Source organism: Vibrio sp. D404a, assembly GCF_030248535.1.
Taxonomy (GTDB): domain Bacteria; phylum Pseudomonadota; class Gammaproteobacteria; order Enterobacterales; family Vibrionaceae; genus Vibrio.
The window spans coordinates 337,054-363,281 of sequence record NZ_JAHGAJ010000019.1; the positions used below are offsets into that span (position 1 = coordinate 337,054).

Sequence of the window (26,228 nt, forward strand, 5' to 3'; positions counted from 1 at the left end):
AACCGACATGACTCAAGCCATTTTAGAACTTAACTCTATTGAGAAAGCCTTCCCCGGTGTAAAAGCACTGGATAAGGCGAGCCTCAACGTTTACCCAGGACGCGTGATGGCGTTAATGGGCGAAAACGGTGCGGGTAAATCAACGCTGATGAAAGTGCTGACAGGTATTTATCACCTAGATGGCGGCACTATCGCCTATCAAGGTAAACCTGCTGCGTTTAAAGGCCCACGCGATTCTCAACAGGCAGGAATCAGCATCATTCACCAAGAATTGAACCTGATTCCTGAGCTGACCATCGCCGAGAACATCTTCTTAGGACGTGAAATCACCGGTGCTATGGGTCGCATCTTGTGGAACGAGATGTACCAAGAAGCCGACAAACTGCTTAAACGTCTGAACGTAAAACACAGCTCTAAGACACCACTTGGCGAACTCAGCCTAGGTGAACAACAAATGGTAGAGATTGCGAAAGCCCTATCGTTTGAATCTAAGGTCATCATCATGGATGAACCAACAGATGCCCTAACCGATACTGAAACCGAGTCTTTGTTCAAGGTAATCAACGAGCTGCGTGATGAAGGCTGCGGCATTGTTTACATCTCTCACCGCTTGAAAGAGATCTTTGAGATTTGTGACGACATCACTGTGCTTCGTGACGGCAAATTCATCGGTCAGTGTGAAGTAAAAGACACAGATGAAGATGGCCTTATCGAAATGATGGTAGGTCGTAAGCTCGACGAACAATACCCTCGCATTGCCCAAAGTCACGGTGAAACCTGCCTAGAAGTGATTGGCTTAACTGGCTCTGGCGTGCACGACGTTAGCTTCACTCTCAAACGCGGCGAAATCCTTGGGGTTTCAGGCCTAATGGGTGCTGGCCGTACTGAGTTGATGAAAGTGCTTTATGGTGCCCTTCCAAGTGAGCGCGGCGTGATCAACCTAGAGAACAAAACCATCAACCCGGTGAGCCCGAAAGATGGCCTAGCCAATGGCATTGCGTATATCTCGGAAGACCGTAAAGGCGACGGCCTAGTGCTTGGGCTTTCAGTGAAAGAGAACATGTCTCTTTGTTCACTAGACCTACTGACTAAAAGCGGTCAAATCCAACACAAAGACGAAGTGATCGCAGTGGATGACTTCATCAAGCTATTCAACATCAAGACCCCGACTCGCGAGCAAATCATTGGCAACCTTTCTGGTGGTAACCAACAGAAAGTGGCTATCGCTAAAGGCTTGATGACCAAACCAAAAGTACTGATTCTCGACGAGCCAACCCGTGGTGTCGATGTCGGTGCGAAAAAAGAGATTTACCAACTCATTAATAAGTTTAAAGCCGACGGCATGAGCATCATTTTGGTGTCCTCTGAAATGCCAGAAGTATTAGGAATGAGTGACCGCATCATGGTGATGCATGAAGGCCGCATCAGCGGTGAATTTGACGCTAAAGAAGCAAACCAAGAATTATTACTGGCGTGTGCGGTCGGTAAAAAGATTAACGAGGACGCAGCATGAGTACCAAAACCATGAGCAAAACAACTGAAACTGAAGCGCCGAAGAAAAAGCCGTTAATCAGCAAAGAGTGGCTGATTGATCAAAAGTCATTGATTGCTTTGATCTTCTTGATTGTTGTCGTTTCTTTCTTGAACCCGAACTTCTTTACTGTCGATAACATTCTAAACATCCTGCGCCAAACCTCAGTGAACGCAATCATCGCTGTGGGTATGACGCTAGTTATCTTAACCGCAGGTATCGACTTGAGTGTCGGCTCTGTACTGGCTCTGTGTGGTGCATTTGCTGCCAGCATGATTGGTATGGAAGTCCCTGTTCTTGTCGCTGTTCCAACGGCTCTTGTAGCAGGTGCGGCATTGGGTGCAATCAGTGGTGTGATCATCGCAAAAGGTAAGGTTCAAGCCTTCATCGCAACGCTTGTAACCATGACACTACTTCGTGGTGTAACCATGGTTTACACCGACGGTCGTCCTATCTCTACTGGCTTCACTGACACAGCAGACGCGTTCGCTTGGTTCGGTACAGGCTACGCAATGGGTATCCCAGTACCAGTATGGATCATGACTGTGGTATTCGCAGCGGTATGGTACCTACTTAACCACACACGCTTTGGTCGCTACGTCTACGCACTAGGTGGTAACGAATCAGCAACTCGCCTATCAGGTATCGACGTAGACAAAGTAAAAATCGGTGTTTACGCAATCTGTGGTCTGTTAGCAGCAGTAGCGGGCATCATCGTAGCGTCTCGTCTATCTTCAGCGCAGCCGACTGCGGGTATGGGTTACGAGCTAGACGCTATCGCAGCGGTAGTACTGGGCGGTACAAGCCTAGCCGGTGGCCGTGGTCGCATCATGGGCACACTGATTGGTGCACTGATTATCGGCTTCCTAAACAACGCATTGAACCTATTAGACGTTTCTTCTTACTACCAGATGATTGCAAAAGCAGTGGTTATTCTTCTGGCGGTATTGGTTGATAACAAAAACAAGTAACACCTTGAATGGCTCTAGTTTGAGTCAAGGTAACACCTTAATAAATTAATAATATAACAACGAGCTAGGACTCACCTTCTAGCTCACCCTACACAAAGGACTTACACCATGAAAAAATTAGCAACTCTAATTTCTGCTGCTCTACTTTCAACAACAGTTTCTGTGTCTGCTCAAGCGCAAGACACAATGGCTATCGTACTGTCTACACTGAACAACCCGTTCTTCGTGACAATGAAAGATGGCGCGGAAGCGAAAGCAGAAGAGCTAGGCTACAAGCTTATCGTTCTTGATTCTCAAAACGACCCAAGCAAAGAGCTATCGAACATTGAAGATCTAACCATTCGTGGTGTTAAGGCAATCCTGATCAACCCAACAGATTCTGACGCAGTATCGAACGCAATTCGCATGGCTAACCGTTCAAGCATCCCAGTACTGACTCTTGACCGTGGTGCAAGCCGTGGTGACGTAGTGAGCCACATCGCTTCAGATAACGTAATCGGTGGTGAAATGGCGGGTCACTTCATCATGGAAAAAGTGGGCGAGAAAGCAAAAGTAATCCAACTTGAAGGTATTGCGGGTACTTCAGCAGCTCGTGAACGTGGTGAAGGCTTCATGAACGCGGTAGACAGCAGCGGCCTTGAGCTTCTTGCTAGCCAACCAGCAGATTTCGACCGTACTAAAGGTCTGAACGTAATGGAAAACCTACTGGCTGCTAACCCAGACGTTGAAGCAGTATTCGCTCAGAACGATGAAATGGCTCTAGGTGCACTACGCGCAGTTCAAGCATCTGGTAAAGATGTCATGATCGTTGGCTTCGACGGCACAGACGACGGCATCGCTGCTGTAAACCGCGGCCTACTAGGCGCAACCGTTGCACAACAACCTGACCTAATCGGTTCTCTTGGTATCGAAATGGCAGACAAAGTACTGAAAGGCGAGAAAGTAGACGAGTACGTACCAGTACCACTAAAAATCATCGCTAAGTAATCGGTGCTAAACGAGTAATACCAAGCAGGGAGTCCCCTATCTCCCTGCTTTCTTTACTCAACCACGAATCGACTCACTCAAAACAACAAGCAAAACCGACAGTGCATCGCTGTTTCTCATTCCTATATCGCGACTTGACGACTCTCTCGCGACTGAATAGCTAACCATGAGAAAGACCCATGCATTTTCAAATACGATATATCATAAGGCTCGTATCATGACTCAACTGATTGTTTTAGGCAGCGTAAACGCTGACCACGTACTGCAAGTACCTTCTTTCCCTCGTCCGGGTGAAACATTGATTGGTGGAAACTATCAGGTCATTCCGGGTGGCAAAGGCGCTAACCAAGCCGTAGCGGCGGCACGTCTAAACGCAGACATTGGCTTTATCGCGTGCGTTGGTGACGACCCATTTGGCATCAACATCCGTCAAGACTTTGCGAACGATGGAATCAATATCGATGGTGTCATTGTGGCTGACAATACCCCAACGGGTATCGCAATGATCCAAGTCTCTGCCACGGGTGAAAACAGCATCTGTCTATCGGCAGAAGCAAACGACAAACTCGACTGCGCGCAGATCGAACCGCATTTAGACAAAATCCGTGCGGCGAAATACCTACTGACTCAGCTAGAAACGCCAATCGAAGGCATCGAGTACGCAGCAAAAGTTGCGAAGGAATCTGGCACCAAGGTGATCCTTAACCCAGCCCCGGCTCGCCCTCTTTCGAACGAGCTGCTGGCTTGTGTCGACGTGATTACACCAAACGAAACTGAAGCTGAAGTGCTAACTGGCATCACCGTGACCGACAATGCATCTGCACACCAAGCTGCACAGGCATTGCATGAGAAAGGCATTGAGACAGTGATGATCACACTTGGCGCGAAAGGTGTATGGGTAAGCCATCAAACACGAGGCAACGAAGCTTGTGAGGGTGAGTTGATTGCAGGTTTCCGCGTTGAAGCAACGGACACAACCGCCGCAGGTGACACCTTTAACGGTGCATTAGTTACCGGCTTACTGGAAGAGATGCCATTAGAGCACGCGATTAAGTTTGCTCATGCCGCTGCGGCTATTTCTGTGACTCGATTTGGCGCACAAACGTCCATTCCATCACGCCAAGAAACCGATGCATTCCTTGCTGAGCAATTAGGGTAATCAAACAAAAGTTAGCGCATTAATGTATCGAGCTATGCGTAATAATTTCTCAATAAATTGTTGCGCATAAACCTCTGTTTTAAGGCAGAATATCGCCCAAAGTGGAACGAACAGCACCACAAGGAATTATTATGGCAACAATGAAAGACATCGCTAAACTTGCCAAGGTTTCGACCTCGACCGTTAGCCATGTGATCAACAAGTCTCGATTTGTCAGTGACGAAATCGCAGAGCGTGTTAACAACGCCGCCAAAGAGCTCAATTACGCCCCTTCTGCGCTTGCTCGCAGTCTTAAAATGAAGCAGACCAAAACCGTTGGCATGCTGGTGACCACATCCACCAACCCTTTCTTTGGTGAAGTGGTAAAAGGTGTTGAGCGACGTTGTTACGAGAAGGGCTATAACCTGATCCTGTGTAATACAGAGGGCGATAGCGAACGCATGAAGTCATCCATTGATACCTTGCTGCAAAAGCGTGTCGACGGCTTAATGTTGATGTGCTCGACTTTGGAAGGCGAACACCTAGACGTATTCGAGCGCTACCCAGAACTGCCTGTGGTGGTCATGGACTGGGGTCCAATGCTGTTCGCAAGCGATAAGATTCAAGACAACTCCCATCAAGGGGGTTACATGGCAACGCAACACCTCATTGATAACGGCCATACCGAGATTGGCTGTATTACAGGCCCTCTTCACCGCAATCAAGCCTCTTCACGGTACGAAGGCTTTAAACAAGCAATGAGTGAAGCCAACCTCAATGTGAATGCGGATTGGATTGTTGAGTCTAACTTCGAGTGTGATGGTGGTTTTGATGCATTCCAGACGCTAAAGAGCCGTGGTAGATTACCAAGCGCACTGTTCGTATGTAATGACATGATGGCAATGGGCGTGATTCACGCAGCGGCACAAGATGGGCTATCGATCCCTCAAGATCTTTCGCTGATCGGCTACGATGATATTCATCTATCAAAATACATGACGCCAGCTCTAACCACGATCCACCAGCCTAAACACAGATTAGGAAAAGCCGCGGTCGATACCTTACTAAGTCGTTTAGAATCGCCGGAGGTGTACCCTCAAGTTGTCGAACTAGAGCCCACTCTCGTTGAAAGAAGCAGTGTCTGCCCCGCTTAATCGTTCTAAATTGACTTAAATTACCTAGCCTAGGCAAAGTGAATCACACTTTGCCTTTTTTATAACCTCTACCCCTCTTTGTAAAATGCGCTTCACCTCTTTCCCACACAAATTGCCCCCTATTTACCTCAAAAGGAGTAATTTGACCCTCTTGTCAACAAATCCATCACAATATGCACCTTAGCACCTAACATTGTCGTCTATGTTGTCTACAATGTTTCAAGACAGTAAGACGTTTAAGGTACACACCTTTATGATTGCAGGTTGGTTCGACAACATATCCCTCCAAAAGAAGTTATTCGTTAGTTTCTTCATTCCCATCATATTTATGCTAGTGGTCTCCCTTTCGGTTTATCAAAATACCCAATCTATGGTGAAAGATAACCACTGGGTGGTGCATACTCATAAAGCAATTGCTCGCGCTCAAGAGCTGCTGAGCTTGGTGGTAGATATGGAAACAGGTCAACGCGGCTACCTGCTTACCGGAGATACCGACTTCCTTGAACCCTACAATCTCGCTTTAGCTGTTTGGAAAGACAAACTACTAACTCTTGCCAAGCAGGTTGATGACAACCCACCTCAAGTAGAACGCTTGCACCGTATAGATGGCTTGCTTGGGAAATGGCTAGAAGAATCAGGCGAGAAAGAGATTGCTCGACGCCGACTTGTTGACCAAGGTGAAGCGACCATGCTTAGCGTGATCACCTTTGCCCAAAAACAAACCGGTAAAACAATTGTCGATGAAATAAGACGAGAGATCGCGCAATTCATAGCAATAGAAAGCAAACTCATTGAAATCCGTGTTGTGAAATCAGACAACAGCGCTACTCAGACCACCTATGTGTTGATTGGTGGTGCACTCTTTACTGTAACCATATCACTGCTCGTCGCTATTTGGTCTTCAGACCGAATTAGAAAGAGAATCAAGCTACTACTTGAAGCCACACATCTAGTTTCAGAGGGAGACTTAACCAAAGGGGCAACCACACTCCGCCTGAGTCCTACCCTTTATGGCAAAGACGAGATAGCGCAGCTGACGCGAAGCTTCCAAATGATGGCGGATAATCTCATCAAGAGTGATAACAAAATGCGCGCGTCAAACGATGAATTGATCGAAGAGCGTAAAAAAGCCGAGGCCGCCGTCAAAGCCAAAAGTGAATTCCTCTCGACAATGAGTCACGAAATCCGAACACCGATGAACGGAGTATTAGGGATATCGCAAATCATCGCTAATCAAACCAAAGAGCCCGCGACCAAAGAGAACATCAATATCATTCTCGACTCTGGTCAGCACCTAATGACGATTCTCAACGATATCTTGGACTTCTCTAAGGTAGAAGAGAACAAACTCGAACTCGAAGTCGCGCCGTTTAATTTCAATCAAGTTTTGCAACCGGTATGCAGTGCGATTCAACCAATGGCTGATGAAAAAGGGATTAGACTGCTTACCGAAAATGAAATTCCCAATAACATTGAGTTACTTGGTGACCGTGCTCGCTTGCGCCAAATCCTGTTTAACTTAGGGGGTAACGCATCCAAGTTCACCAACGAAGGGCATATCCTGATTCAAGCACGTTTGGATCAAGCCAAAGCTCAATTAGAATTAACCGTCACAGACACAGGGATTGGCATCCCTCACGACAAGCATGAGCATATCTTCAATTCATTTGAACAAGCGGACACCTCCACAACTCGCCAATTTGGTGGTACAGGGCTTGGGCTAGCAATCGTTAAAAACTTAGTCGACCTAATGAATGGCGAGATCATCTTAAACAGCGCACCGGGATTAGGCACTCGTTTCCATATATCTTTACCGATAACGTGGCGTGAACAGGAACTCGTCGAAGAAACGCAAACAAGCTCACCAACGAATACCATAGACACCAGAACGCTGAATATTTTGTTGGTAGAGGACAACCGAGTGAACGCTATTGTTGCCAAAGGTTTTTGTGAGAATTACGGTCATCACGTAGAACTGGCAGAGAATGGCTTAATTGCGACTAAGCGTCTGCAAAACGAATCATTTGATTTGGTGTTGATGGACAACCACATGCCAGAGATGAACGGTGTGCAAGCCACTCGTTATATTCGTGAGATTCTAGAGCTCAACGTCCTCATTTTTGCCTACACCGCGGATGTTTTCCGTGAAGCACACGATAGCTTTATAGAGGCAGGCGCCGATCATGTTCTCACCAAGCCTCTTCAAAAAGAGAGCTTCGTCGATGCCCTACATCATTTCGCCGGTCGATTACCGACAAACAATGACAATAGCCACGGCAACGAGTTTTCTGAGAATAACCATGCCGAAGCCTATGACAATGTCATAGAGCTTCACCGAGAACCGATAGAGAAATTACGACTGACTGAAGAAGAGATCAGTCGTTCCGAAATCGTTCAGCTACTGCAAGATGATCGTGAAGAGTTAACGACTCTGATCGACTCAACTATCGTCGAGTTTGAAGAGTCAATTGACCAACTTATTGGCTTCTATGTCGCCAAAGAACTGGAGCCTCTAAGAAAAACGCTGCATTCAATCAAGGGCATGTCTTTAAACTTAGGGCTGAATACCCTTTCGAAACAAGCTCTCGATCTTGAAACTCAGGCTAAGAACCAACAGCTGCCAGACATTGAACCGTTACAAAAGCTGATCAACCGACTGCTCGTCAATGTTCATCAAGCACAGCGTATCAAAGCGGCCTACTCTACCTCAGACAGCAATACGGAATGGAATCAAAAGGGCCAAGTCTAGTCAGCCGAAAATTGAGTATCCATTAACACTTATCGAGACCTAAGCCATGAGGTAAATACAAGCCATTAGCTAAATACAAACGATGAGCTAAACGCCTAAGAAGGGAACACACTTAGGCTTGGCTAAAGTCGAACTTCTTAGGTTTTGATACATCTACAACGATTGAACCTGCCAACCTGTCATGCAGGCAACGCCTCTCTTTACCAAAAATGAAGAGGATATTCACAAGCCCCAGTAAAAGCGCCACCAGCGCCAGAAGCATAAGTACGCCAATACCCGGCATCATTTCATTAAGGATAGAAGGAACGTAGACCATAAGATAAAACGGTGCCCATCTCATCAAAAAGATCTTCGACAAGCTGATTGGCTTGTTATCAACAGAAACAATCGCGATTTCAAAGACATTTTTGCCAATGGTTTGCCCATACTTATGTAGTAAATAGCCGTGGCATAGAAAATACAGGAGCCCAGAGAGGACAAAAGAGGTGACAGAACCTGATACTTCTCCATAAAACATCAGATTCCGAGTTGTCTCAAAGTAAAACAGTGGAACCATCACCGCTGCAGCCACCAAACTATCGAGTAGCCAAGCCCAAAACCGCGACCAACGCGAAGCGATTTTCACCTCTGTTCCTTCGATTTGCCCTAACATGTTCCATCCTTATAAATGCCAAGCCTTGGTGTTCATATTGAGGTAAATTTTGTAGAGAATCAGCCATCTTATCGCCCTATTCTCGTACTTCCTGAACAACCAATCACAAAATAAAAACATTAATGCTAATATATTCATGCAGTTTATATAGTTAAATTCATAAAATTTCAACTTTTACGCATAACAACATGATATATAAGCATTTTACTTAACGGGGCTCGGTATATCATTGGCAACTAAACGAACTGAATAAACAAAATTGCAATGATGAAACCAAAGGTAAAACTCGGTGGGTGGAACGGGCGTTTCTTAGAAGCAACATACTCGATAGCACGTTCTTCTTGGTAAGATTTGATGGCTAATTCTTTGATGTAAGTATTCTGCATAACATTCTCTCCTTGTGTGTTTAAAGAGAGAATAAGACCTCAAGTTAACTTGAGGTCAATAGTGATTATCGAAATTAAATCAATTAATTCAAAAAAGATTTACTCGATGATTTCGACCGTCTGTCGTTAAGCTTTTCAAGTAAATTTAAGTACTTAAAATCTCACTCAAAGTGCTTTTCCCAACATGGGGGTGTGCCGATGATCTCTTGGACAATCTCAATGAAAGCCAGCACTAACGGAGACTGCTTTCGGTGTGTATACATCGCGTAGATATCGCCAAAAGAAGGGCATTTGCGCTCTGGTAGCAGCTGTACCAATCCATTCTCTACTAGGCCGTCACTCAACATGAACTGACCAACTTGAGCAAAGCCCAACGACGCCTTCACACTCTCAACAATCAGTTCAGGCTCATTAACCCTGTAGTTGCCATGCAGACCATACGTTTCGAGCTCTCCGGTATTATCTTCTGGATAGAACTGAACCTTATCGAGCACAAATCCATCGCGAGAATACATAATGCTTGGCAGTACCGTTAGCTCTTCAGGGCAGCGTGGCATACCGTGTTTTTCCACAAATGCTTCAGAGGCGACTATCACAGTTTTATTCTCGGCAAGTTTCTTTGCAATCATCGACGAATCTCGCATCGGGCCAATTCGAAACACAATATCAAAGCCCTCCCCGACCAAATCAACGCGGCTGTCATCCAAGATCAGCTCTATCGATGCTCTTGGGTAGCGAGTCAAAAACTCCTCAACCGCCTTCTGCAAGAAGCGACGACCGAACAGCGTTGTACTTGAAATCCGCAAGTTACCCACCGGTTCTTTGTAGAAACAGGCCGCAATCTTTTCAGTCTCTTCGAGGAGTTCACTGACCTTCACCGCTTGGTCGACAATTTGTTTCCCGACGTGGGTTAACGATAGAGAACGTGTTGTCCGGTTAATCAGTCGCACGCCAAGGTGATCTTCAAGTTGCTTTACCTGCTTCGACAAAACAGAACGGTCGACATTCATTCGGTCCGCTGCCTTGGCAAACGACCCCGCTTTCGAGACTTCAAGCAGCAGTTCTAAACGCGTAGCTAAATCCATTTTTACTCCAAACTCTGATGTCTACTGTGGGTATCAAGCCCAACGAAAGACGAAGTGATTTATCAAATTATTAAGTATTACCTAAAACAGTAGTAAGTATTCATAGACTAATCTTTAAGGTTAACCCGTGAGAATATCGCGCAAGATTTAAGCAATACGGCCGAGTACATTTACTCGCAAGGGGGTTCAGTGCAGTCAAATAAACCGAAACAAGACACAGACGCTAAGCGCCATCAAGACCAGTTAGACAATGAGAAGCAACAAAACCTCAACCGTATAACGGAACTGGCACAGCAAACCATTAATGACATGTTTTCTAAGACTATGTTTTCTAAGAGCATGTTTTCGAGCGCTGACTTACCAAAGAGCACGCGCTCAGATAAAAAGTCCTAAGATACAAAGTACTCAGGTATAAAGTAGAATCACCCATTTCTAGACTTGGTTGCCTCAGAGAGCTTGGGTGTTTCTCAGCTCTTTGGTATCTGACAGCTATTAGTTATCTCACAGCCCTAGTGACTCATTCTCTAGGGCTGCTTTGTAAAAGCTTTTCTAGTTGTTCCCCTATTTCACGGCATAGACTGCGAATACTCTTCAAATCCCTACGTTCCTATACCTTATTCTATGAACAACAACTGATGCAGTGAAGTCACTAATTCCACATTAAGTAGTGCTCAATTTGCACGATTAACCAAACACTCTACTGATTAGTATCGTTCAAAACTGTGTATCTGCTTCTAATCGAGTCAAAGAACGAGCGCGGCATTATTGTATTTTCTTCCATAAAATAACCAACATGTCTAAGTAGACACGAAATAGCGTACTCCTAGCACAGTTTAACGGTCAATCGGCAATGTATAGCATCAAAATTGCCATTGGTGCATAAATCGCACTAGTGAAGTGCTGATAAAACCATAATTTTTGCCAATAGGTTTTGTAAAATGCGTTCTCCATCACATCTAATTACAAAAATATGACTAGGAGTGTGAGCATGGATTTAGCGACTCAACTTGAGCTACTACTCGATGTATCTGAACATGGCACATTTGCAAAAGCAGCGGATAGAAACCACATTGATCGCTCTGCGCTATCAAAGCAGATTAAGAAACTAGAGGATAGCCTAGGGCTTAGGCTGCTCAACCGCTCTACGCGTTCTCTGTCGCTGACTAATGCTGGTGAAGAGATGGTGCAACAAGCGAGAAAGGTTCGAGAACTGCTCACCGAAACCAAAAAACTTGCTGATACATTTCATAGCGAGCCACGTGGTCACTTGAAGATATCGAGCTCGTCGTTTTTTGGTCGTAGATATCTCAAGAAAGCCGTAAAGAGCTTCATGCACAAATACCCCCACATCAGTGTTGAAGTGTTGCTGTCTGATCAAAAAGTCGATGTGATCAGCGAAGGCTACGATGTGGTTTTCCGTATCGGTCCAATTCGCGACTCAAATATGATCGTTCGTAAACTTGCAACCAACAAACTCGCGGTGATTGCCTCCAAGGACTTTCTAGAACAGCACGGAAACCCAAAGACGCCTGAAGAACTGATAAAACTACCAGCCGTTGTCTACTCTAGCGAATCTTTCCAATCGGACAAGCTAAGAATTGTCGATGAAGATGAGACTGGAGACATCAAGACACTCAATATGAATGCTAAGTACTTAGTGAACGAGACTGACCTGATCTTAGACGCTGTCAAAGACGGACTGGGCTATGCGCTTATTGGCCAGTTCATGCTCGAAGAAGAGATAGAAAAACAAGGGCTCGTACAACTGCTTCCTGAATACCAGTTAGCCACCCACAGTGAAATCTATGCGATGTATTCCCACCGCAACCAACAACCATTGGCAAAACTGTTTATTGATTCTGTTCAAAGTGAAATTGGAACAACGCCTATCTGGGAAAGCTATTTATAACACTAGGAACAAATATAGAGCACAACCTTAGACAACCGCTTAATTTTTCTATTAAGCGGGAATTTTCGTTCGGTTAATAAAAGCTGTTATTTAGATATAACTGCACAATTTAATAAGATACCATTCCTTAATAAAAGTCCTGATGATACATTACCCTCTATTATCGAGTTTAATTACATATCTTTATCCAGTTAACATAGCTTAGGCCAGTTAAGTTCAACCTCGGACAATCTAAATATTTTAGACATCTTAAGAGAAATAACTTATTTGAATATAATATAACATTTTAGATGCGTTCGTTATTGTCCATAGTGAATTGATAAATGCTCACTTTTAAATAAGTTTTCCATATAGATAATTAACCCGACTTCAAACACAATGTAGTGGTAATTAAAATATGGACAAGAAAATTATTTCGTTGGCAGTTGGTGCGGCAATGTTTGGCGCAACGGCTAATGCAGCACAGGTTTATTCAGATTCAGAAACTGAACTTAATATTCATGGTCGAGCTCAAGGTGCTTATTATTTTTCAAGTGACAAAGATGTTGATGGCGACCAAAGCTACATCCGTGTGGGTTTAGATGGCAAATCTCAAATCAATGATGACCTATACGCATTCGGTTTATACGAGCTGCAATTCAAATCGAATAGCGACGCAAACAACGATGACGAATTTGATGTACGTAAAGGTTACGTCGGTGTCGGTTCAGAATTTTGGGCAGTGAGCTACGGCCGTCAATACGGTGCGGTAACACTGGTGTCTGATTACACAGATATCTTCCCTGAGTTTGGTAACGAAGCCGCAGGCGTAAGCGCTGATCTATTCGGTACCGGTCGTTCAGATTCAGTATTCAAGGCAGTCGGTTCTTACGAAGCGTTGAATGTACACGTTAGCTACCAAGGCGAAAACGACCAAGTATCAACAGATGCTTCTTCGTACGGCATTGCGGCTGACTACGCCTTACCATTCGGTGTGAAGGTAGCTGTGGGTTACAACGAAGGTGAAGGCGCAGCAACGGGGGAAGACGCAGAGCTTGTTACTGCAGCGCTGTCTTACACCTATGAAGATCTCTACGCTGCGGTATTGTACAGCGACGGTGAAAACTGGGCGAAAGACGGCACTGATAATGGCGTAGATTACGAAGGTATTGAAGCCGTCGTGACCTACCAAGTAACAGAACAACTGAATGCACTTGTTGGTTACAACAACCTAGAAGCAGACGGCGTCGAGACGGTTGATTACTACTCAATCGGTGGTGAATACAACCTAACACCAAACTTTAAAACTCTGGCTGAGTACAAAATCACCGACGTAGATGGTGAAGATGACATTCTAGCATTAGCACTTCGCTACTCGTTCTAGAGCGTAATTAAACAGCCCTCAAAGCCCACTCGATGTGGGCTTTTTTGTTTCTGACTAACCCATTAAAAATTTCATCTGTTTGTAGCTATTATTACCATAATGTATGGCTATTTATAATCGAGACACGAAGCATTAATTACTCTATTATTCCCTTCGTTGACTTTCTCCCACTGCCTTTGAAAGTTCCCAAATAAACTCCGAAATTTTTGAGCAGCTTTTATTGCTGCTCTTTTTTTGTCTTGAAAACACCCCTTCCTTATTAATACCTGCTAGTACTCCCTAATACTTACAAACGAACCTGTGAAAAAACACCTTCATAAAAAATCATTTTATTTTAATAACGATGAAATAAATTATTTAAATTTCGAATCTATTGGGGCGAACTTTTCAAATCCAAGTTTTTATTCGTGTCATTTTGGCACCAGTGAAAAGAACAATGTGATATTTATCACGCTTATCATTTGAATAATAATAGCTTCGTACCAAGGCAATACGCCTTAGAAATAAAACAAATTTGAGGATTTCATTATGAAACGTATTATTACTCTTGCTGCTGCTCTCGTATTTTCTTCTGCTTCTTTCGCGTCATCTTCTTGGGTTCAAGTTGATCGCGAAGCCGACCTAAACGTGGGTACCTTTGCAACTCAAGAACAAGCACAAAACGCAGCTGAAGACTTTGCTGCATCACTGAATGCAATGAGCGCTCAAGAGCTAAAAGCAGCGCTGCCTACAAACCAACACAACTTTGTGCGTAACGTACGCCTTGGTGATTCAAGTGTATCGGTAGAGCAAGTCACTAATGGTGAATACCAAGCAAGCCTTCAACAAGATTACGCGTTCACAGCGTTTGAACGTGACTAATCAAAAAATAGAAATGAAAACGCCAGCTTCAAAACTGGCGCTAGAGTTTCTTAAATAGCCCTGTTATCGAAGATGTCCAAACTGGCTTCTTCGATGACAGAAGCTTTTAATAACAGCGTTTTTCAGTAACAGAAGCTTTCAGCAACAGAATCTTTCAGTAACAAGACCTTTAAACTTCACAATTCTCGCTTATCCTAAGCTGCCTGCCTTACCACGCGTTACCTTAAAAAGAGTCACTACCCCTTAAGATTAACCTGATAGGTTTCGGTGAGAAGCCGCTAGATCGTGCCACGCATGATGCGTTGTGGGCCAGCCTCGCCACCCAGATAGAGCTCATCGGTCTTTTCGAAGCCGCCCTTCTCATAGCAAGCAATCGCGCCGGGGTTTTTAAGGTTTACGGTTAAATAGATAAACTCGAACGATGCATAGTGCGCTTTCAAATATGGGAATAACGCCTTAACAGAGCCAGTCCCTAGCCCCTTGCCTTGTTGTTTTTTGTCTAAAGCGAACGCTCTTAAGCCAAGACCTGTTGTCGGGCAAAACTCGTAATTGTTCGAGTATGCGATATCTAGCTTGAAGAAACCGACAACGTCGTCACCGAGCTTAATCACATGCAAGTGGGTTGTCTCACTGCCGTCTTGTAAGAAGTCCTCTGTTGTGCCGGCAAATTTGACTTGTTCATCTGCCAATTGCACCAACTTCACTGCGTTTACCAGCGGCGGGGTTAATCGCTCGATTGTGACCATAAAATCCTTCTCCGCATTTTCCATAGTTTTGAGCCTAAGGCTTTCGATGGACTATGTTTTAACATCAAACAAACATATATCAATTCATGATTTTCTGATATTAAAAAAACTGTGGATTTGATGTTTGACTTAACCAATTTCTGTTGGACGGATCATCTCTTGGAAAATCTGCTCATTAAGTTCAAAGTCCTTGATATAGCGGAACCCTACTTTGTTAGTGTGAGCAGCAAAGGAACGAGTATTATCTTTATGGACATAGGTATAAACATACGGATAATCAGAGCTTTTCACGAGAGAGCTAAAGGTAAACAGTTGTTCAAACACACCTTGCCCTCTGCATGCCTTACCCACACAAACAGGTCCCCAAAAGTATGAATTGCTTTTGGTTAAAACCGCACCTTCCACTTCAACAGAACCCAACCCGTTTGCTACCTTAGTTAACGCCTCAGAACATTGCCAGAACGCCCACGAAGCACAAACAGCCATTCCGACAATCGCCCTATTAAATTCAACGACAAATACTGCTTGTTCCTGCTCAATGACTTGTTTGAGCAACTCTTCCCCAAGCACTGTATTCAAAAAGCCATCTGACTTGTCTGATGCATCTAAATTAGACACGTGGCATGACTTTTGTAACTCAACGATTTGCTCGATATCTTCAACTTTCGCCGCTCGTACTTCCATGAACCTTCCAACCTTGGTTTATTAATCTGATGTTTTAGGTAATCTAATCGATTACATAAACATAGAATACCATACCGTTACTGTTGGATTGTTCCAAAAATCCCATTTTTTTCAGAAGCTGTGCCGATGCTAGGTTAGTTTTATCTACACCACCAATCAGCTTTCGCCAACCTTCTTTTGGCAGAACATCATTCATGAATCCCTGCAACAACTCGCTCGCCAACCCTTTACCCCAATACGATTCAGCAAGCAGGTAGCCGATATGAGCACAATCGTCTTCATCTTCGTACGCAAACAAGAACCCTATGTATTTACACTCTTTCGATTGCACCACAAACAGACGGCTCTCTGACAACATGGTATTAAGCCATGCTTCAGCCAGCTCTATAGAAGTGACGCCATGAAAGTAAGGTGGCAAGTTTTCCACCACTGCTGGCGTTAGAATGGTTGGGATCTCCGCAATCAAAGACGTTACTGAAAGCTCAGAAGAACCAGCCGTAAGCTCGGTCACGGTTAATCGAGAAGTGGTAAATGATACTGCCATTGTAGAGTGCTCGCGAAGTGAAGATCTTTAACGAGGTAAACTAGCGATTTATTGATCACAAAGCCACCCAGCAGCGCAAGATTCTCTGAATCCGCACTGGATGACTTATAGATTTCAAAAGGAATGATTATTGCGACTTGGTTAATTTCATAGCTTCTTCAATTGAATACCCGTGGTTTTCTATCAAGTCGACGACGGCCAGCTGAACTTCCATAGGGGGAACATCAATCTCTATATCGCCAATCGCAGAGACGTCAAGTTCATAGCTATCTTCAATGAAATCTTCTACCGCTTCTTCTGTAGTGTTACTAATCTTTGTCATATGTTTTTACCATTCGATCTATATAAACGGGAACCAAAGTGGTCATACTTATTGTTGGTATTGCACTAAGGCAGCTTAGGCACGGGAAGTGAGAAGCCCATTAATTCAACAAGTTGTGATAAGTGAAACTCTAACAAGTATACAGCGGCACCCACGATAGCGAGCGTCGGTACCAGCTCAATTAAAATTCGTCCTAAAAAGGACATCCAACTACTGTTCATTACTACTCTAATTTCTAATCATCTGCCCATCGCGGCATGGGACACGGTTACCTAGGGTCAATACCCCTCTTATGGATTGGATTATTGATATAAAGCTCACCCATTCCTAGCAGCCGTATGTAAGCGGGTGTAATTGAGTTCGAATGTATGGTTCACCAAACTTGATGCCTATACCTAAAAGCAATGCGAAAAGTAATGCTAAAACCGTAGATTAGGCATCATTCTAAAGCCCAATAAAGTGATTATTGAACCTGGATCACTTGAACATTCGATTTAAAAACGCCAAGTGTCCAGGCTCTATTTTTACGCCAATAGTAGCCAACTAAGCGCTGTTTGAACTCTGTTATTACTGTGGTCTAAGCCTTAGCACCCATGTGAGACAATCGTAATCATAGGTTGCCCTATCTCACCATTAATACCGTGAAGGTAGCATTGGTCGCTTTTCCACGTATCGCGTTCTTCACCACCATACATGTAGACACCAAACGACTCTCCACCAACCATCAGGTCTGTAATGTTGAGGTCTGTATCCATCACCTCTTTGATGTTGTCACTGGTGAGCCTTAAATGGCCATAGTTCGTTGTCACACTAGAGGATACCCCTAGCTGAAGCGCGTGATCCTCGATTCCCTCGATACCCGCTACTGCGGATTTGCCATAGATGATTGCAGTTGCACTCTCCAACCCTCCTTTGGCTCCCTCTAGTACTGAAATGCGCGCATCAGATGAAATACCTAACACTCTTGGCGCAACCGTCACCGCTAAGATACCAAGTATGACAACGACGACGATCAGTTCGACTAATGAGAAGCCTCTATTTTTCAATGTGAATATTCCTGTTTAGATGCTGTGTTACTGCTAATGACTTACCCAAAACGGTATTGTCATTGTTTCTTGTTAGTTGTTGGCAAAGGTAGCGAGAAGCATATATCACGTATCATCACCTACGACGTCATTGTTAGAAATCATGTCGATAGAATCATGATGACCTTTGATTGGATATACCCTCTCAGTATCTCAGCGGCGTCGCAGTTTAATCTCAGGTTCAGGAATTGGTAGCTCTAGTGATGAGGTTTTATAACGTTTTTGTTTTTAATAAAGATGATGCAAATTAATGGGGAATATTTCCCTTGAAATCATTAGGTTAATGACATCAGCGATAAATAGAGAAAATCCTAGCAATGCCGTTCTATGTTAGAGGGAGGCTGTATCAAGTGAGCCGCACAGGTTTGAGGTGAGAAACGATTTGAGCTTAGAAACGATTTGTTCGTGCTTTTCTTATCATCAGTACTCCACCTAATCTGATCAGCAAAGCACGAACTCCAAATAGCATCATGTAAAGTAACGAGTAGGCTCTCATACCAATCTACTTTTTGCTGGCCACTTCACTTCTCCAACCTCAACCACGTATACATTTCGCGCGAAATACTAGGTATATCACACCGCCAAATGCAACATATGCAACTAATCACAAATGAGTGAACATTGATTCCATATTGCCGTAGCATATTGATGTTCAAATTAACAAAGGAATCAATAACATGGAAAACACTGAATCAATTAATACTGGGTTGTCAGAAGCTGAAAAGAATGCGAAAACTCATGCGATCGTCGCATACGCACTCATGCTGTTGGGCTTCTTTACTGGTATTAGTTTTCTTGCGGGTGGTATTTGGGCAATGGTTAAGAAATCAGATGCTCAAGGAACTCTCTTTGCTGATCACTACGACAACATCATTAAGACGTTTTGGGTGTCGATTGTACTCAGCATCGTTGGCTTCCTGACTGTTGTTTTTGTCGTCGGTTACGTAGTTCTACTTGTTGCTTTTGTATATACACTTTGGAAGCTGATCGCTGGCCTAGCGAAAGTCACTTCAGATAAGAGTTTTAATTAATCAATTCAATGTGAAGTCGTCGTTTTTGCGACGACTTCACAGTCCAGCCTGCCAATATCACTTTCAATCAATATCATCTCTAAACAAAGCCAACCGAAATTCAATCAGACAGCGCTCTAGAAATCGTATAGATGACTAGGGCTGTGTAGTCGATTTTGAAGATGATGAGTTTGCTGCTTTTGTTGCCTCTTCCGCTGTCTTCTTACCAAACACAGTATCCATCATAAAGCCGATACGCTTCGCTGCATTACCAAATTTATTTGGGTTAGCCGTGTAAGGAACTTTGAATTCAACTTCGCCCACTCGTTGCCCGTTCTGATAAGCATTAATTTCTGCTTGTTTCAAAAACAGTGCTAAGTCCCAGCTCCAGTGACCTTCATATTCCAAGGTAAGTTTTTCAAGATCGTGTTTCGAATGATCCGGAACTACCGTGTAAGAGTAATTGTTGTCTTGCAGCCACGTTTCCATTGTATTCAAGAAGCCTTCGCGAGTTTCCGCATCTTTGATAATGACAACATCTACATCAGTCGTAGGTTCTGGAATCGCTTGCCCTGTATAGCGTGGTGCACCACAGCCAGCCAAGATCAAAACTGAAAGCGTTAATAGTACGTATTTTTTCACGTTACATGTCCCATAAAGATAATCGGACTCATATTAACACATTACAGTTGACCATACCATAAAATAACTCATTGACCTGACACGCCTTGTTACAACCGCATCAAAAACCACGAAAGAAATTCGAATCGCTATAGGTCTGGTAATAGGAACATTTATCGCTTCGTACTATTGAGTGTATTAAAGGAAAATCATGGAAAAGAAACTTCAAACCAAACTCGCGACAAGCTTACTGCTGCTTAGAATTGGCATCTTTATCGTCTTCTTATTCTGGGGCTTGGATAAAATCCTTGTTCCCGAGCACGCGGTGAAAGTGCTGTCTGGCTTTTATGGCATCGACATGTCTATCAATGCCATGATGGCTTTAGGTGTGGCGCAACTTGCCTTTCTCGGTGCATTTCTCGCAGGTATGTGGAAGAAGTACACCTACGGTGCCATTTTGATTCTTCACGCAGGTTCGACCTTCTCATCATTCGGTAAGTACATGGACCCGTTCAACAACCTACTGTTCTTCGCTTCATGGCCTATGCTCGCTGCCTGTATCGCGCTATTTTTGCTTCGTGATTACGATACGTTTAGCGTTTCCAAATAACACAAAGGGCGTCATTACGACGCCCTCTTTCATTCATTTTTGATCGCTGCACTTGCTGCAATAACACTAGGCGTTAAACCACTTATCGCTGCTTCATGAAAGCCACAGCCAAACCAGATGATACAAAAGTCACGCCTGCGCCAATATTCAGCCCCGATACCAACTTGGGTTTGTTTCTGAACCATTCAGATAACTGAGACGAAAATACGCCCATCAAGCTAAAGCCAATTGCCGTTAGCAAAGCAAACCACACACCATAACCGATCATCTGCGTTGTCACAGAGCCCAAGCTTGGATTAACAAATTGAGGGACGAAAGCTAACACGAACATGCCCGGTTTTGGGTTCAGCGCAGCAGAAAGAAATCCGGTTGAAAAGATCACTTTAAGCGACTGCTTCTTAGCTGGCTCTAGCGAGAACAGATTACGAGAACGAAGCACTTTCACGCCCAACCAGATAAGGTATGCCGCGCCCACCAGTTTAACGATGTAGAAAGCCACTTCTGAGGTTTGAATAAGCAGCGTTAAGCCGAACGTGGCCGCTACGACGTGAAACAAGATCCCTGCACCCGACGATAACCCAGACATAATGGCGGCGAGTCGGCCTTGGCTCAGCCCTCTACCAATCGCGAGCAAATTATCTGGCCCGGGCGAAATCACCAGCAGTAGACACGCCAGCGTATAGGTAACGAATACCTCTAGTGGAAACATACAACCTCCTTGTTGGATAAACTCATTCGCGAAATTGTTCAAAAATAGAGCAACTCAGTTACCTAACCTAAACCATTGCGCCTAAAACAACAAACCTCGATACCCACGCTAATACCAAAACCAACGCTAACATCAGCATCAACATAAATGCCAAGTGTTATGCATCAATTATCTGCTAATTGATTATCAGAACGTTCGATTAGAACCTCTTTAAACGCAAACATGCCATTTAGCGCTGCGGGGAAACCGGCGTACACCGACATTTGTAGGATCACCTCTTTGATCTCTTCTTCACTGCATCCGACATTGAGTGCCGCATTCAAATGCACTTTAGCTGTGGCGCACAATTACCCAACGCCGTTAATGCCGCCACTGTCGCGATTTCTCGGGATTTGAGATCCAAGCCTTTGCGAGCATAGATATCACCAAACGGATATTCGATGGTGTACTTGGCGAGATCAGGACAAATATCTTGCAGGCTCTCGATAACATTCTGCCCCGCTTCCCCATCAATCTCGGTCAGCAGTTCTAGCCCTTTTTCAAAACGTGATACTTCCATGGTTGTGCTCCTATCGGTTCAATATGAGCACAGCTTACAAGTTAGAGTTCACTCTAAGTCAAACGACTTTTCCGTCTTTATACAGGCCAATTTTATCTTCCAACGCCTTAAGGTGGGATTGCTGCTGTTCGATGTGCGCTTTGAGATTCTGTTGATGCTGCTCTAACAAGGCTTGGCGCGCTAGCACTGTGCTTGCTCCCTGCTCTCGTAATCTTGCGTATTCCAGAATCTCTTCTAGTGGCATAGCGGTCTGTTTTAGACGAATCACAAACTCGATCCATTTACGATCCTTGGCGGTATGAACTCGGTGGCCGCTCGCGTTTCGCTGGACACTCTTAAGCAAGCCGACCTTTTCGTAGTATCGCAACGTGTGAGCAGACAAACCCACCAAGTTAGAAAACTCTTTGATGTTCATAGTAATTCTCCGAGTAGGCTTACCTTCCACGCATCTACTACACAGCCTCAATCACTAGGTTCGAATCTGGATTGGGCGATGAAAATACAACATCTGAGCCGTCATTGGCTTCAACGGTAAACTCAGCATCAGACTCAACATGAAAGCTCAGTTTAGTGTGACCCAACTGCACCGTGATTTCACCAGATTCAGCACTCACATTTTTAAACGTCTTTTTCATTTCAAACTCCTTTTGAATAACAGATAAATTATTGGCGGCTCAGCAGTAGATTTGCGCCAGACAGCGCCAAGAAGGAGGCGCATACCTTGTTAAATCGTTTTGCCATTTTCGGCTTCGAGAACCACTGCCTTAAGTAAATACCGAATATGGCGTAGAGCGAAATCGCGGCCATCTCTAAGATCAAGAAAGTTAACCCAAGCACGAAAAACTGCTCATTGGCGCTAGAAGAAAGGTCAACAAACTGAGGAAGAAATGCCGTAAAGATAAGAATCGCCTTAGGGTTGCCCGCCGCTAATAAGAACTCTTGCTTGGCTAATCCAAAGCGGTTTTGAATGGTGTCGATTTCAGAGATCGGACTCGCTTCTGAGCGCCAAAGGTTGAACGCTATCCACAGTAAGTAGGCGGCACCGACAATTTTGATCGTCAGAAATAGCGTCTCAGACGCATACAAAACCACCGCCAAGCCTGATGCCGCTAGTGCAATCATCACCGCGAACGCAGCGATTCGGCCAAGGCCAGCAATAAAAGCCGATTTGAAGCCATAGCAACGGGCATTGTTCATCGACAACAAGTTATTTGGGCCGGGCGTCATATTCAGAGCAAAACACGCAGGGATAAAAAAGAGTAACTTCCAGATTTCCATCAGGTTTCCTTTATCAATGTATCAACACGCAATCGGTGAGTTTAAATGTGGGTTACTTGGTTCTGTCTTCAATTTCATCGAACGCTTCGACAGAAACACGCTCGGCTATTTCACGCATCTTCTGCATCTTTTCTGGGTTTCTGTTTCCCCAAAACTGCTCCCAATCTTCACGGCTGTTCCACTTAGCAATGGTGAGAACCTTCTCTTGCGTGTCGGATGATTGAAGCATGAAGCTACCGAGCGCGCCTTCTGTCGATTCATGAATAGATTCGGTCGCAGAGCGCCACACATATTGAAACTCGTCCATCTTGTCGGCAGGTACACGCCACTCGTAGATAACTCTAAACATAAACGATCCTTGTTACTCCGTTTGTTTATTCGATTGAATCGGCTCACTTACAAAGACCAACCAATAAAACCCCAGCACCACTAGCAAGACTAAGGTGATAAGACTAAAAAACAAAAATTCAGAAAAGCTGCTCGATAAAGAGAGACTAAACAGCGAAACCATTATGTGGATAGCCGTTAATAAGATGACGGGAGCAAAGATAATTCGAGAGGCTGTTCCTACCCACTTTGGGGTCATTGGATGGTGGATACGGCTTAAACAGTCGCCTTCCGCCAGCGCAGACTCTGTGGGGTCAACGGTGTTATAGATTTTACCTTTAATTTGACAATGTGTAGGGCCAACTTCTATCACGGCGTTTTCTAGGGCAATGTGCAATTCCCTACTTGAACTCGCTATATCAAGTTGTATCCCTTCTGGTGGTACTAAAACGTACTTCCCCTTCACAACCCACTCCATATTCACTACAGACTTTGAGCATCAGGCACACAACATAAAGCATCTGCTCACCAATTCCGCTTTCACGCCCTAGACCAAGCTAACCTAAGCACGCTTGTCAGCCACTCACCGTAACCTGCTGACTACAATAGCAAAAATGACTAATATATGCACAATTTATAAAACACCAAGATCACATAACGCCAGCGCTAGGTCTGGCGTTATGAGGTTTATTAAGCTGGTAACTTTTCACATCTGAAGAAGATGAAATTAGGATTGTTTTTGAGGCGGTTGTATCTTACTTCGCACAGTTCCTTGGCCTTCTCATCTACTGTGCCTTCACTGATTCTAGATATCACAAGCCCTGCATTGGTGATGGCGTCGCTGATTTCAGTGAGAGAACGGCGGTAGAAGCTGACTTTGACTGGCGTGCCAATGGTATCCCAATCCTCTTCGATAAACTCACGGCTGAAGTAGTTGCCAGATTCAGAGCACTCAAAGTCGGCAAAGGGATGGTGAGTTGAGAAAACCATATAGCCACCGGGCTTTAACACACGAGCGACGGATTCAAATACAGGCGTTAAGTCTTCAATGTAGTGCAACACTAAAGGACAAACGATCACGTCTGCACTGCCATCACCTTCTAATGGCAAGCCTTCCGCGGCATCTTGGCGATACGCTCGAACCTTCGAACCAAACTTGTTTTTGACCAGTGTGACCATGTCGTCGGATAAGTCGGTACAGGTGAGTTGGCCGACCGCTTGTTTCAAAAACCAATCCGCATATTCACCCGGACCGCACCCCATATCTATCACGCTTTTACCTTGCAGGTCATCTAACAAGGCGATTGTTGATGGGCGCTCTAGCAATGCATTGTAAATATTGTCTTTTACTACTTCCGCATACTTAGCGGCATGTTTTGTATACATTTCTGACATGTCATTCCCCTACCTATTCCAAAGCATGGAGAATAGCACACTACAATGGCATGGAGTCTTTTGGGTTGGGTTGCTTGTTTCGGGGTTATTGATGAATGAGGCTTTGGTGAGAGTAGCGATGTGGATTTGTCCTACACGCTTATTATGTATCGGGACTCTTAGCAAGGTGAACACGCAATATGGATGCAGCAACAAACCACCTTGATGACGAAAGCCAACGCGAAATATAATAACACGCGTTGGGGATCCCTTTTATTTGTTGGTTATGTTTAAGTTACTCAGTACTCAAAATATCATAATTTTCAAATTCTTCGTCTGGCACCAAGTAACGATATGCAGATACCTCTGGCAATAGCATCCCGCGATCTAGCCAATTGTAGACATGCGTATCTTCTGGCATGTGACCCAACGAATTCAGGCTCGAAGAATTGCAAGCAGGTTGGTGGGTATAGATTAGGAGCTTTTCAGCTAAATCTATTTTCAGATCCCAATTTTCATCTTGAACATCGTCCGATGATATACGCCCCGTATAAACCCTAACGTTCGTGCTATCTTGGTTTTGAATCCATTTAATGTGTTGGTTTAGCCTAACACCAAAAGTCTGCTCTTGAGCTTTACCAATATAAAGCAACACATTATGACCATAGACTGGATGAGAGCCATAGATCTGATAAATGCCATAGTCAGATGGCGACCTCAACTCATACGCTTCTTCTAGTGGAACTCCCGAAGACCAATCAACATGAATTTTCATTTAAACCTCGAAACTGGAAAGAAAAATAGTGCTGCATAAATTAGTGAGCAACGCCAACTTGAAACCTAACCTAACGATGGAATGAAAAATGCCATGCGTTGGGAATCTGCCTTAAACACTTGTTATGTGGTTGCTCCACCCAGACCTATTAAAGTTACAAAATGGTCTTCGATTTAGCATAGAAAGCCCATTTCCTACCTCCACCGGACCACGATACAAGGTTGCACTAAGATCTTTAAAATGAGCTAAAGCAATAGATAAGTCTGTCACAGACCAATATGCCACTGTTCCTTTTTTGCCCTCAGAACCTTCTTCTCAGATTCAACAATTTCGAGCAAAAAACCGTTTACATCAAGTGCAGTAGAGCCAAAGTCTAAAATATGGACTGGAACGGCTTCGGAAAACGCTTGCTGATACCATTGAAGCCTAGCCTCTACACCAGGAACAAGAATAAGCCCTGCTACAGGGATCACAAACCCTCCTGCCATATAACATTGCATAGATGTGCAACCATGGTTTAGGCGATTGAGTGCTTTAGAGAGCGCTCAGGGCGAATTCTTGTGCAGAAAGCCCGAATCCTGCCGTACTCAAACAAAGCACTCAATCTTCAATGATACGAATTTAAGATCACTGCGTGACAGTCTGCACATCAAAAAACATATCATCAAGTTGAATATAATTACACGCATTTCAAAAATCAAGAGACATAAGAACAAGCTTATTAGTATTTAGAAATCAATAAATACAGGTTCAATATCCCACTACCACATAACGCCGCATTCTTACGAATCCCCTCAT

The 26,228-nt window shown here is 44.2% G+C and carries 30 protein-coding genes and 1 pseudogene; 12 read left to right on the plus strand and 19 right to left on the minus strand.

Features of this window, described 5'->3' with window-relative positions:
* Positions 1 to 7 precede the first annotated feature (7 nt).
* The 6 genes from rbsA to KI655_RS13175 all read left to right on the plus strand — a co-directional run bounded on the left by rbsA (position 8) and on the right by KI655_RS13175 (position 8,530).
* The gene (gene rbsA, locus KI655_RS13150; RefSeq protein ID WP_285405623.1) at positions 8 to 1,513 is read left to right on the plus strand and encodes a ribose ABC transporter ATP-binding protein RbsA; all 1,506 of its coding nucleotides are present in this window, start codon (positions 8 to 10) and stop codon (positions 1,511 to 1,513) included.
* Complete coding sequence (gene rbsC, locus KI655_RS13155; RefSeq protein WP_285405624.1) at positions 1,510 to 2,502, plus strand: ribose ABC transporter permease; 993 nt, start codon at positions 1,510 to 1,512, stop codon at positions 2,500 to 2,502. The genes rbsA and rbsC overlap by 4 nt, the downstream gene beginning before the upstream one ends.
* A gap of 108 nt (positions 2,503 to 2,610) precedes the next feature.
* Complete coding sequence (gene rbsB / locus KI655_RS13160) at positions 2,611 to 3,489, plus strand: ribose ABC transporter substrate-binding protein RbsB (RefSeq protein WP_285405625.1); 879 nt, start codon at positions 2,611 to 2,613, stop codon at positions 3,487 to 3,489.
* Positions 3,490 to 3,706: 217 nt separating this feature from the next.
* Positions 3,707 to 4,648 (plus strand): ribokinase, encoded by a 942-nt coding sequence (gene rbsK, locus KI655_RS13165; RefSeq protein WP_285405626.1) that lies wholly within the window; start codon positions 3,707 to 3,709, stop codon positions 4,646 to 4,648.
* Positions 4,649 to 4,779: 131 nt separating this feature from the next.
* Complete coding sequence (locus KI655_RS13170; RefSeq protein WP_285405627.1) at positions 4,780 to 5,781, plus strand: substrate-binding domain-containing protein; 1,002 nt, start codon at positions 4,780 to 4,782, stop codon at positions 5,779 to 5,781.
* 253 nt (positions 5,782 to 6,034) lie between these two features.
* Positions 6,035 to 8,530, plus strand: a complete 2,496-nt coding sequence (locus KI655_RS13175; RefSeq protein WP_285405723.1) for a CHASE3 domain-containing protein — start codon at positions 6,035 to 6,037, stop codon at positions 8,528 to 8,530.
* Between the two features lie 112 nt (positions 8,531 to 8,642).
* On the opposite strand, the gene KI655_RS13180 is transcribed toward KI655_RS13175, so the two are convergent.
* The 3 genes from KI655_RS13180 to KI655_RS13190 all read right to left on the minus strand — a co-directional run bounded on the left by KI655_RS13180 (position 8,643) and on the right by KI655_RS13190 (position 10,653).
* A complete protein-coding gene (locus KI655_RS13180) occupies positions 8,643 to 9,182 on the minus strand; it encodes an RDD family protein (protein WP_285405629.1) in 540 nt (179 codons plus the stop codon).
* 236 nt (positions 9,183 to 9,418) lie between these two features.
* Positions 9,419 to 9,568, minus strand: a complete 150-nt coding sequence (locus tag KI655_RS13185) for a hypothetical protein (RefSeq protein ID WP_285405631.1) — start codon at positions 9,566 to 9,568, stop codon at positions 9,419 to 9,421.
* 161 nt (positions 9,569 to 9,729) lie between these two features.
* Positions 9,730 to 10,653 (minus strand): LysR family transcriptional regulator, encoded by a 924-nt coding sequence (locus KI655_RS13190; RefSeq protein WP_285405633.1) that lies wholly within the window; start codon positions 10,651 to 10,653, stop codon positions 9,730 to 9,732.
* A 189-nt stretch (positions 10,654 to 10,842) separates the two neighbouring features.
* On the opposite strand from KI655_RS13190, the gene KI655_RS13195 reads away from it, so the two are divergent.
* The 4 genes from KI655_RS13195 to KI655_RS13210 all read left to right on the plus strand — a co-directional run bounded on the left by KI655_RS13195 (position 10,843) and on the right by KI655_RS13210 (position 14,786).
* Positions 10,843 to 11,046, plus strand: coding sequence for a hypothetical protein (locus KI655_RS13195; RefSeq protein ID WP_285405635.1), 204 nt, complete (start codon positions 10,843 to 10,845; stop codon positions 11,044 to 11,046).
* 595 nt (positions 11,047 to 11,641) lie between these two features.
* Entirely contained in the window at positions 11,642 to 12,562 is a 921-nt protein-coding gene (locus KI655_RS13200; protein WP_285405637.1) for a LysR family transcriptional regulator, read from the plus strand.
* Positions 12,563 to 12,959: 397 nt separating this feature from the next.
* On the plus strand, positions 12,960 to 13,925 hold the full coding sequence (locus KI655_RS13205) for a porin (RefSeq protein WP_285405639.1): 966 nt from the start codon (positions 12,960 to 12,962) through the stop codon (positions 13,923 to 13,925).
* Between the two features lie 528 nt (positions 13,926 to 14,453).
* Positions 14,454 to 14,786, plus strand: coding sequence for a DUF3316 domain-containing protein (locus KI655_RS13210; RefSeq protein ID WP_285405641.1), 333 nt, complete (start codon positions 14,454 to 14,456; stop codon positions 14,784 to 14,786).
* Between the two features lie 278 nt (positions 14,787 to 15,064).
* On the opposite strand, the gene KI655_RS13215 is transcribed toward KI655_RS13210, so the two are convergent.
* The 5 genes from KI655_RS13215 to KI655_RS13235 form a co-directional block, all read right to left on the minus strand.
* The gene (locus KI655_RS13215) at positions 15,065 to 15,532 is read right to left on the minus strand and encodes a GNAT family N-acetyltransferase (RefSeq protein WP_285405643.1); all 468 of its coding nucleotides are present in this window, start codon (positions 15,530 to 15,532) and stop codon (positions 15,065 to 15,067) included.
* Positions 15,533 to 15,661: 129 nt separating this feature from the next.
* The gene (locus KI655_RS13220; protein WP_285405645.1) at positions 15,662 to 16,216 is read right to left on the minus strand and encodes a GNAT family N-acetyltransferase; all 555 of its coding nucleotides are present in this window, start codon (positions 16,214 to 16,216) and stop codon (positions 15,662 to 15,664) included.
* Between the two features lie 43 nt (positions 16,217 to 16,259).
* Positions 16,260 to 16,760, minus strand: a complete 501-nt coding sequence (locus KI655_RS13225) for a GNAT family N-acetyltransferase (protein WP_285405648.1) — start codon at positions 16,758 to 16,760, stop codon at positions 16,260 to 16,262.
* A gap of 127 nt (positions 16,761 to 16,887) precedes the next feature.
* Positions 16,888 to 17,082 carry a hypothetical protein gene (locus tag KI655_RS13230; RefSeq protein WP_285405650.1) on the minus strand — a complete coding sequence of 65 codons (195 nt, stop codon included), beginning with the start codon at positions 17,080 to 17,082 and terminating at the stop codon, positions 16,888 to 16,890.
* Between the two features lie 584 nt (positions 17,083 to 17,666).
* Positions 17,667 to 18,128, minus strand: coding sequence for a prepilin-type N-terminal cleavage/methylation domain-containing protein (locus KI655_RS13235; protein WP_285405652.1), 462 nt, complete (start codon positions 18,126 to 18,128; stop codon positions 17,667 to 17,669).
* Positions 18,129 to 18,844: 716 nt separating this feature from the next.
* Here KI655_RS13235 and KI655_RS13240 point away from each other — a divergent pair.
* Positions 18,845 to 19,198: a hypothetical protein gene (locus KI655_RS13240; RefSeq protein WP_285405654.1), complete on the plus strand. Its 354-nt coding sequence runs from the start codon at positions 18,845 to 18,847 to the stop codon at positions 19,196 to 19,198.
* Positions 19,199 to 19,333: 135 nt separating this feature from the next.
* Here the strand turns inward: KI655_RS13240 and KI655_RS13245 are convergent, their stop codons facing one another.
* Positions 19,334 to 19,819, minus strand: coding sequence for an Sbal_3080 family lipoprotein (locus KI655_RS13245; RefSeq protein ID WP_285405656.1), 486 nt, complete (start codon positions 19,817 to 19,819; stop codon positions 19,334 to 19,336).
* A gap of 190 nt (positions 19,820 to 20,009) precedes the next feature.
* Between KI655_RS13245 and KI655_RS13250 the strand changes: the two genes are divergently transcribed.
* Positions 20,010 to 20,408 carry a hypothetical protein gene (locus KI655_RS13250; protein WP_285405658.1) on the plus strand — a complete coding sequence of 133 codons (399 nt, stop codon included), beginning with the start codon at positions 20,010 to 20,012 and terminating at the stop codon, positions 20,406 to 20,408.
* Positions 20,409 to 20,490: 82 nt separating this feature from the next.
* Here the strand turns inward: KI655_RS13250 and KI655_RS13255 are convergent, their stop codons facing one another.
* The 10 genes and pseudogenes from KI655_RS13255 to KI655_RS13300 all read right to left on the minus strand — a co-directional run bounded on the left by KI655_RS13255 (position 20,491) and on the right by KI655_RS13300 (position 25,918).
* Positions 20,491 to 21,117, minus strand: coding sequence for a LysE family translocator (locus tag KI655_RS13255; RefSeq protein ID WP_285405660.1), 627 nt, complete (start codon positions 21,115 to 21,117; stop codon positions 20,491 to 20,493).
* Between the two features lie 164 nt (positions 21,118 to 21,281).
* Positions 21,282 to 21,676: pseudogene (locus tag KI655_RS13260) on the minus strand (carboxymuconolactone decarboxylase family protein).
* 58 nt (positions 21,677 to 21,734) lie between these two features.
* A complete protein-coding gene (locus KI655_RS13265; protein ID WP_285405662.1) occupies positions 21,735 to 22,091 on the minus strand; it encodes a MerR family transcriptional regulator in 357 nt (118 codons plus the stop codon).
* A 37-nt stretch (positions 22,092 to 22,128) separates the two neighbouring features.
* Positions 22,129 to 22,311 (minus strand): hypothetical protein, encoded by a 183-nt coding sequence (locus tag KI655_RS13270; protein ID WP_285405664.1) that lies wholly within the window; start codon positions 22,309 to 22,311, stop codon positions 22,129 to 22,131.
* A gap of 28 nt (positions 22,312 to 22,339) precedes the next feature.
* The gene (locus KI655_RS13275) at positions 22,340 to 22,954 is read right to left on the minus strand and encodes a LysE family translocator (RefSeq protein ID WP_285405666.1); all 615 of its coding nucleotides are present in this window, start codon (positions 22,952 to 22,954) and stop codon (positions 22,340 to 22,342) included.
* A 52-nt stretch (positions 22,955 to 23,006) separates the two neighbouring features.
* Positions 23,007 to 23,303, minus strand: a complete 297-nt coding sequence (locus KI655_RS13280) for an antibiotic biosynthesis monooxygenase (RefSeq protein WP_285405668.1) — start codon at positions 23,301 to 23,303, stop codon at positions 23,007 to 23,009.
* Positions 23,304 to 23,315: 12 nt separating this feature from the next.
* On the minus strand, positions 23,316 to 23,747 hold the full coding sequence (locus KI655_RS13285; protein ID WP_285405670.1) for a hypothetical protein: 432 nt from the start codon (positions 23,745 to 23,747) through the stop codon (positions 23,316 to 23,318).
* Positions 23,748 to 23,971: 224 nt separating this feature from the next.
* The gene (locus KI655_RS13290) at positions 23,972 to 24,676 is read right to left on the minus strand and encodes a class I SAM-dependent methyltransferase (RefSeq protein ID WP_285405672.1); all 705 of its coding nucleotides are present in this window, start codon (positions 24,674 to 24,676) and stop codon (positions 23,972 to 23,974) included.
* Positions 24,677 to 24,950: 274 nt separating this feature from the next.
* Positions 24,951 to 25,430, minus strand: a complete 480-nt coding sequence (locus KI655_RS13295; RefSeq protein ID WP_285405674.1) for a hypothetical protein — start codon at positions 25,428 to 25,430, stop codon at positions 24,951 to 24,953.
* A gap of 266 nt (positions 25,431 to 25,696) precedes the next feature.
* Positions 25,697 to 25,918: a hypothetical protein gene (locus KI655_RS13300; RefSeq protein WP_373417587.1), complete on the minus strand. Its 222-nt coding sequence runs from the start codon at positions 25,916 to 25,918 to the stop codon at positions 25,697 to 25,699.
* Between the last annotated feature and the right edge of the window lie 310 nt (positions 25,919 to 26,228).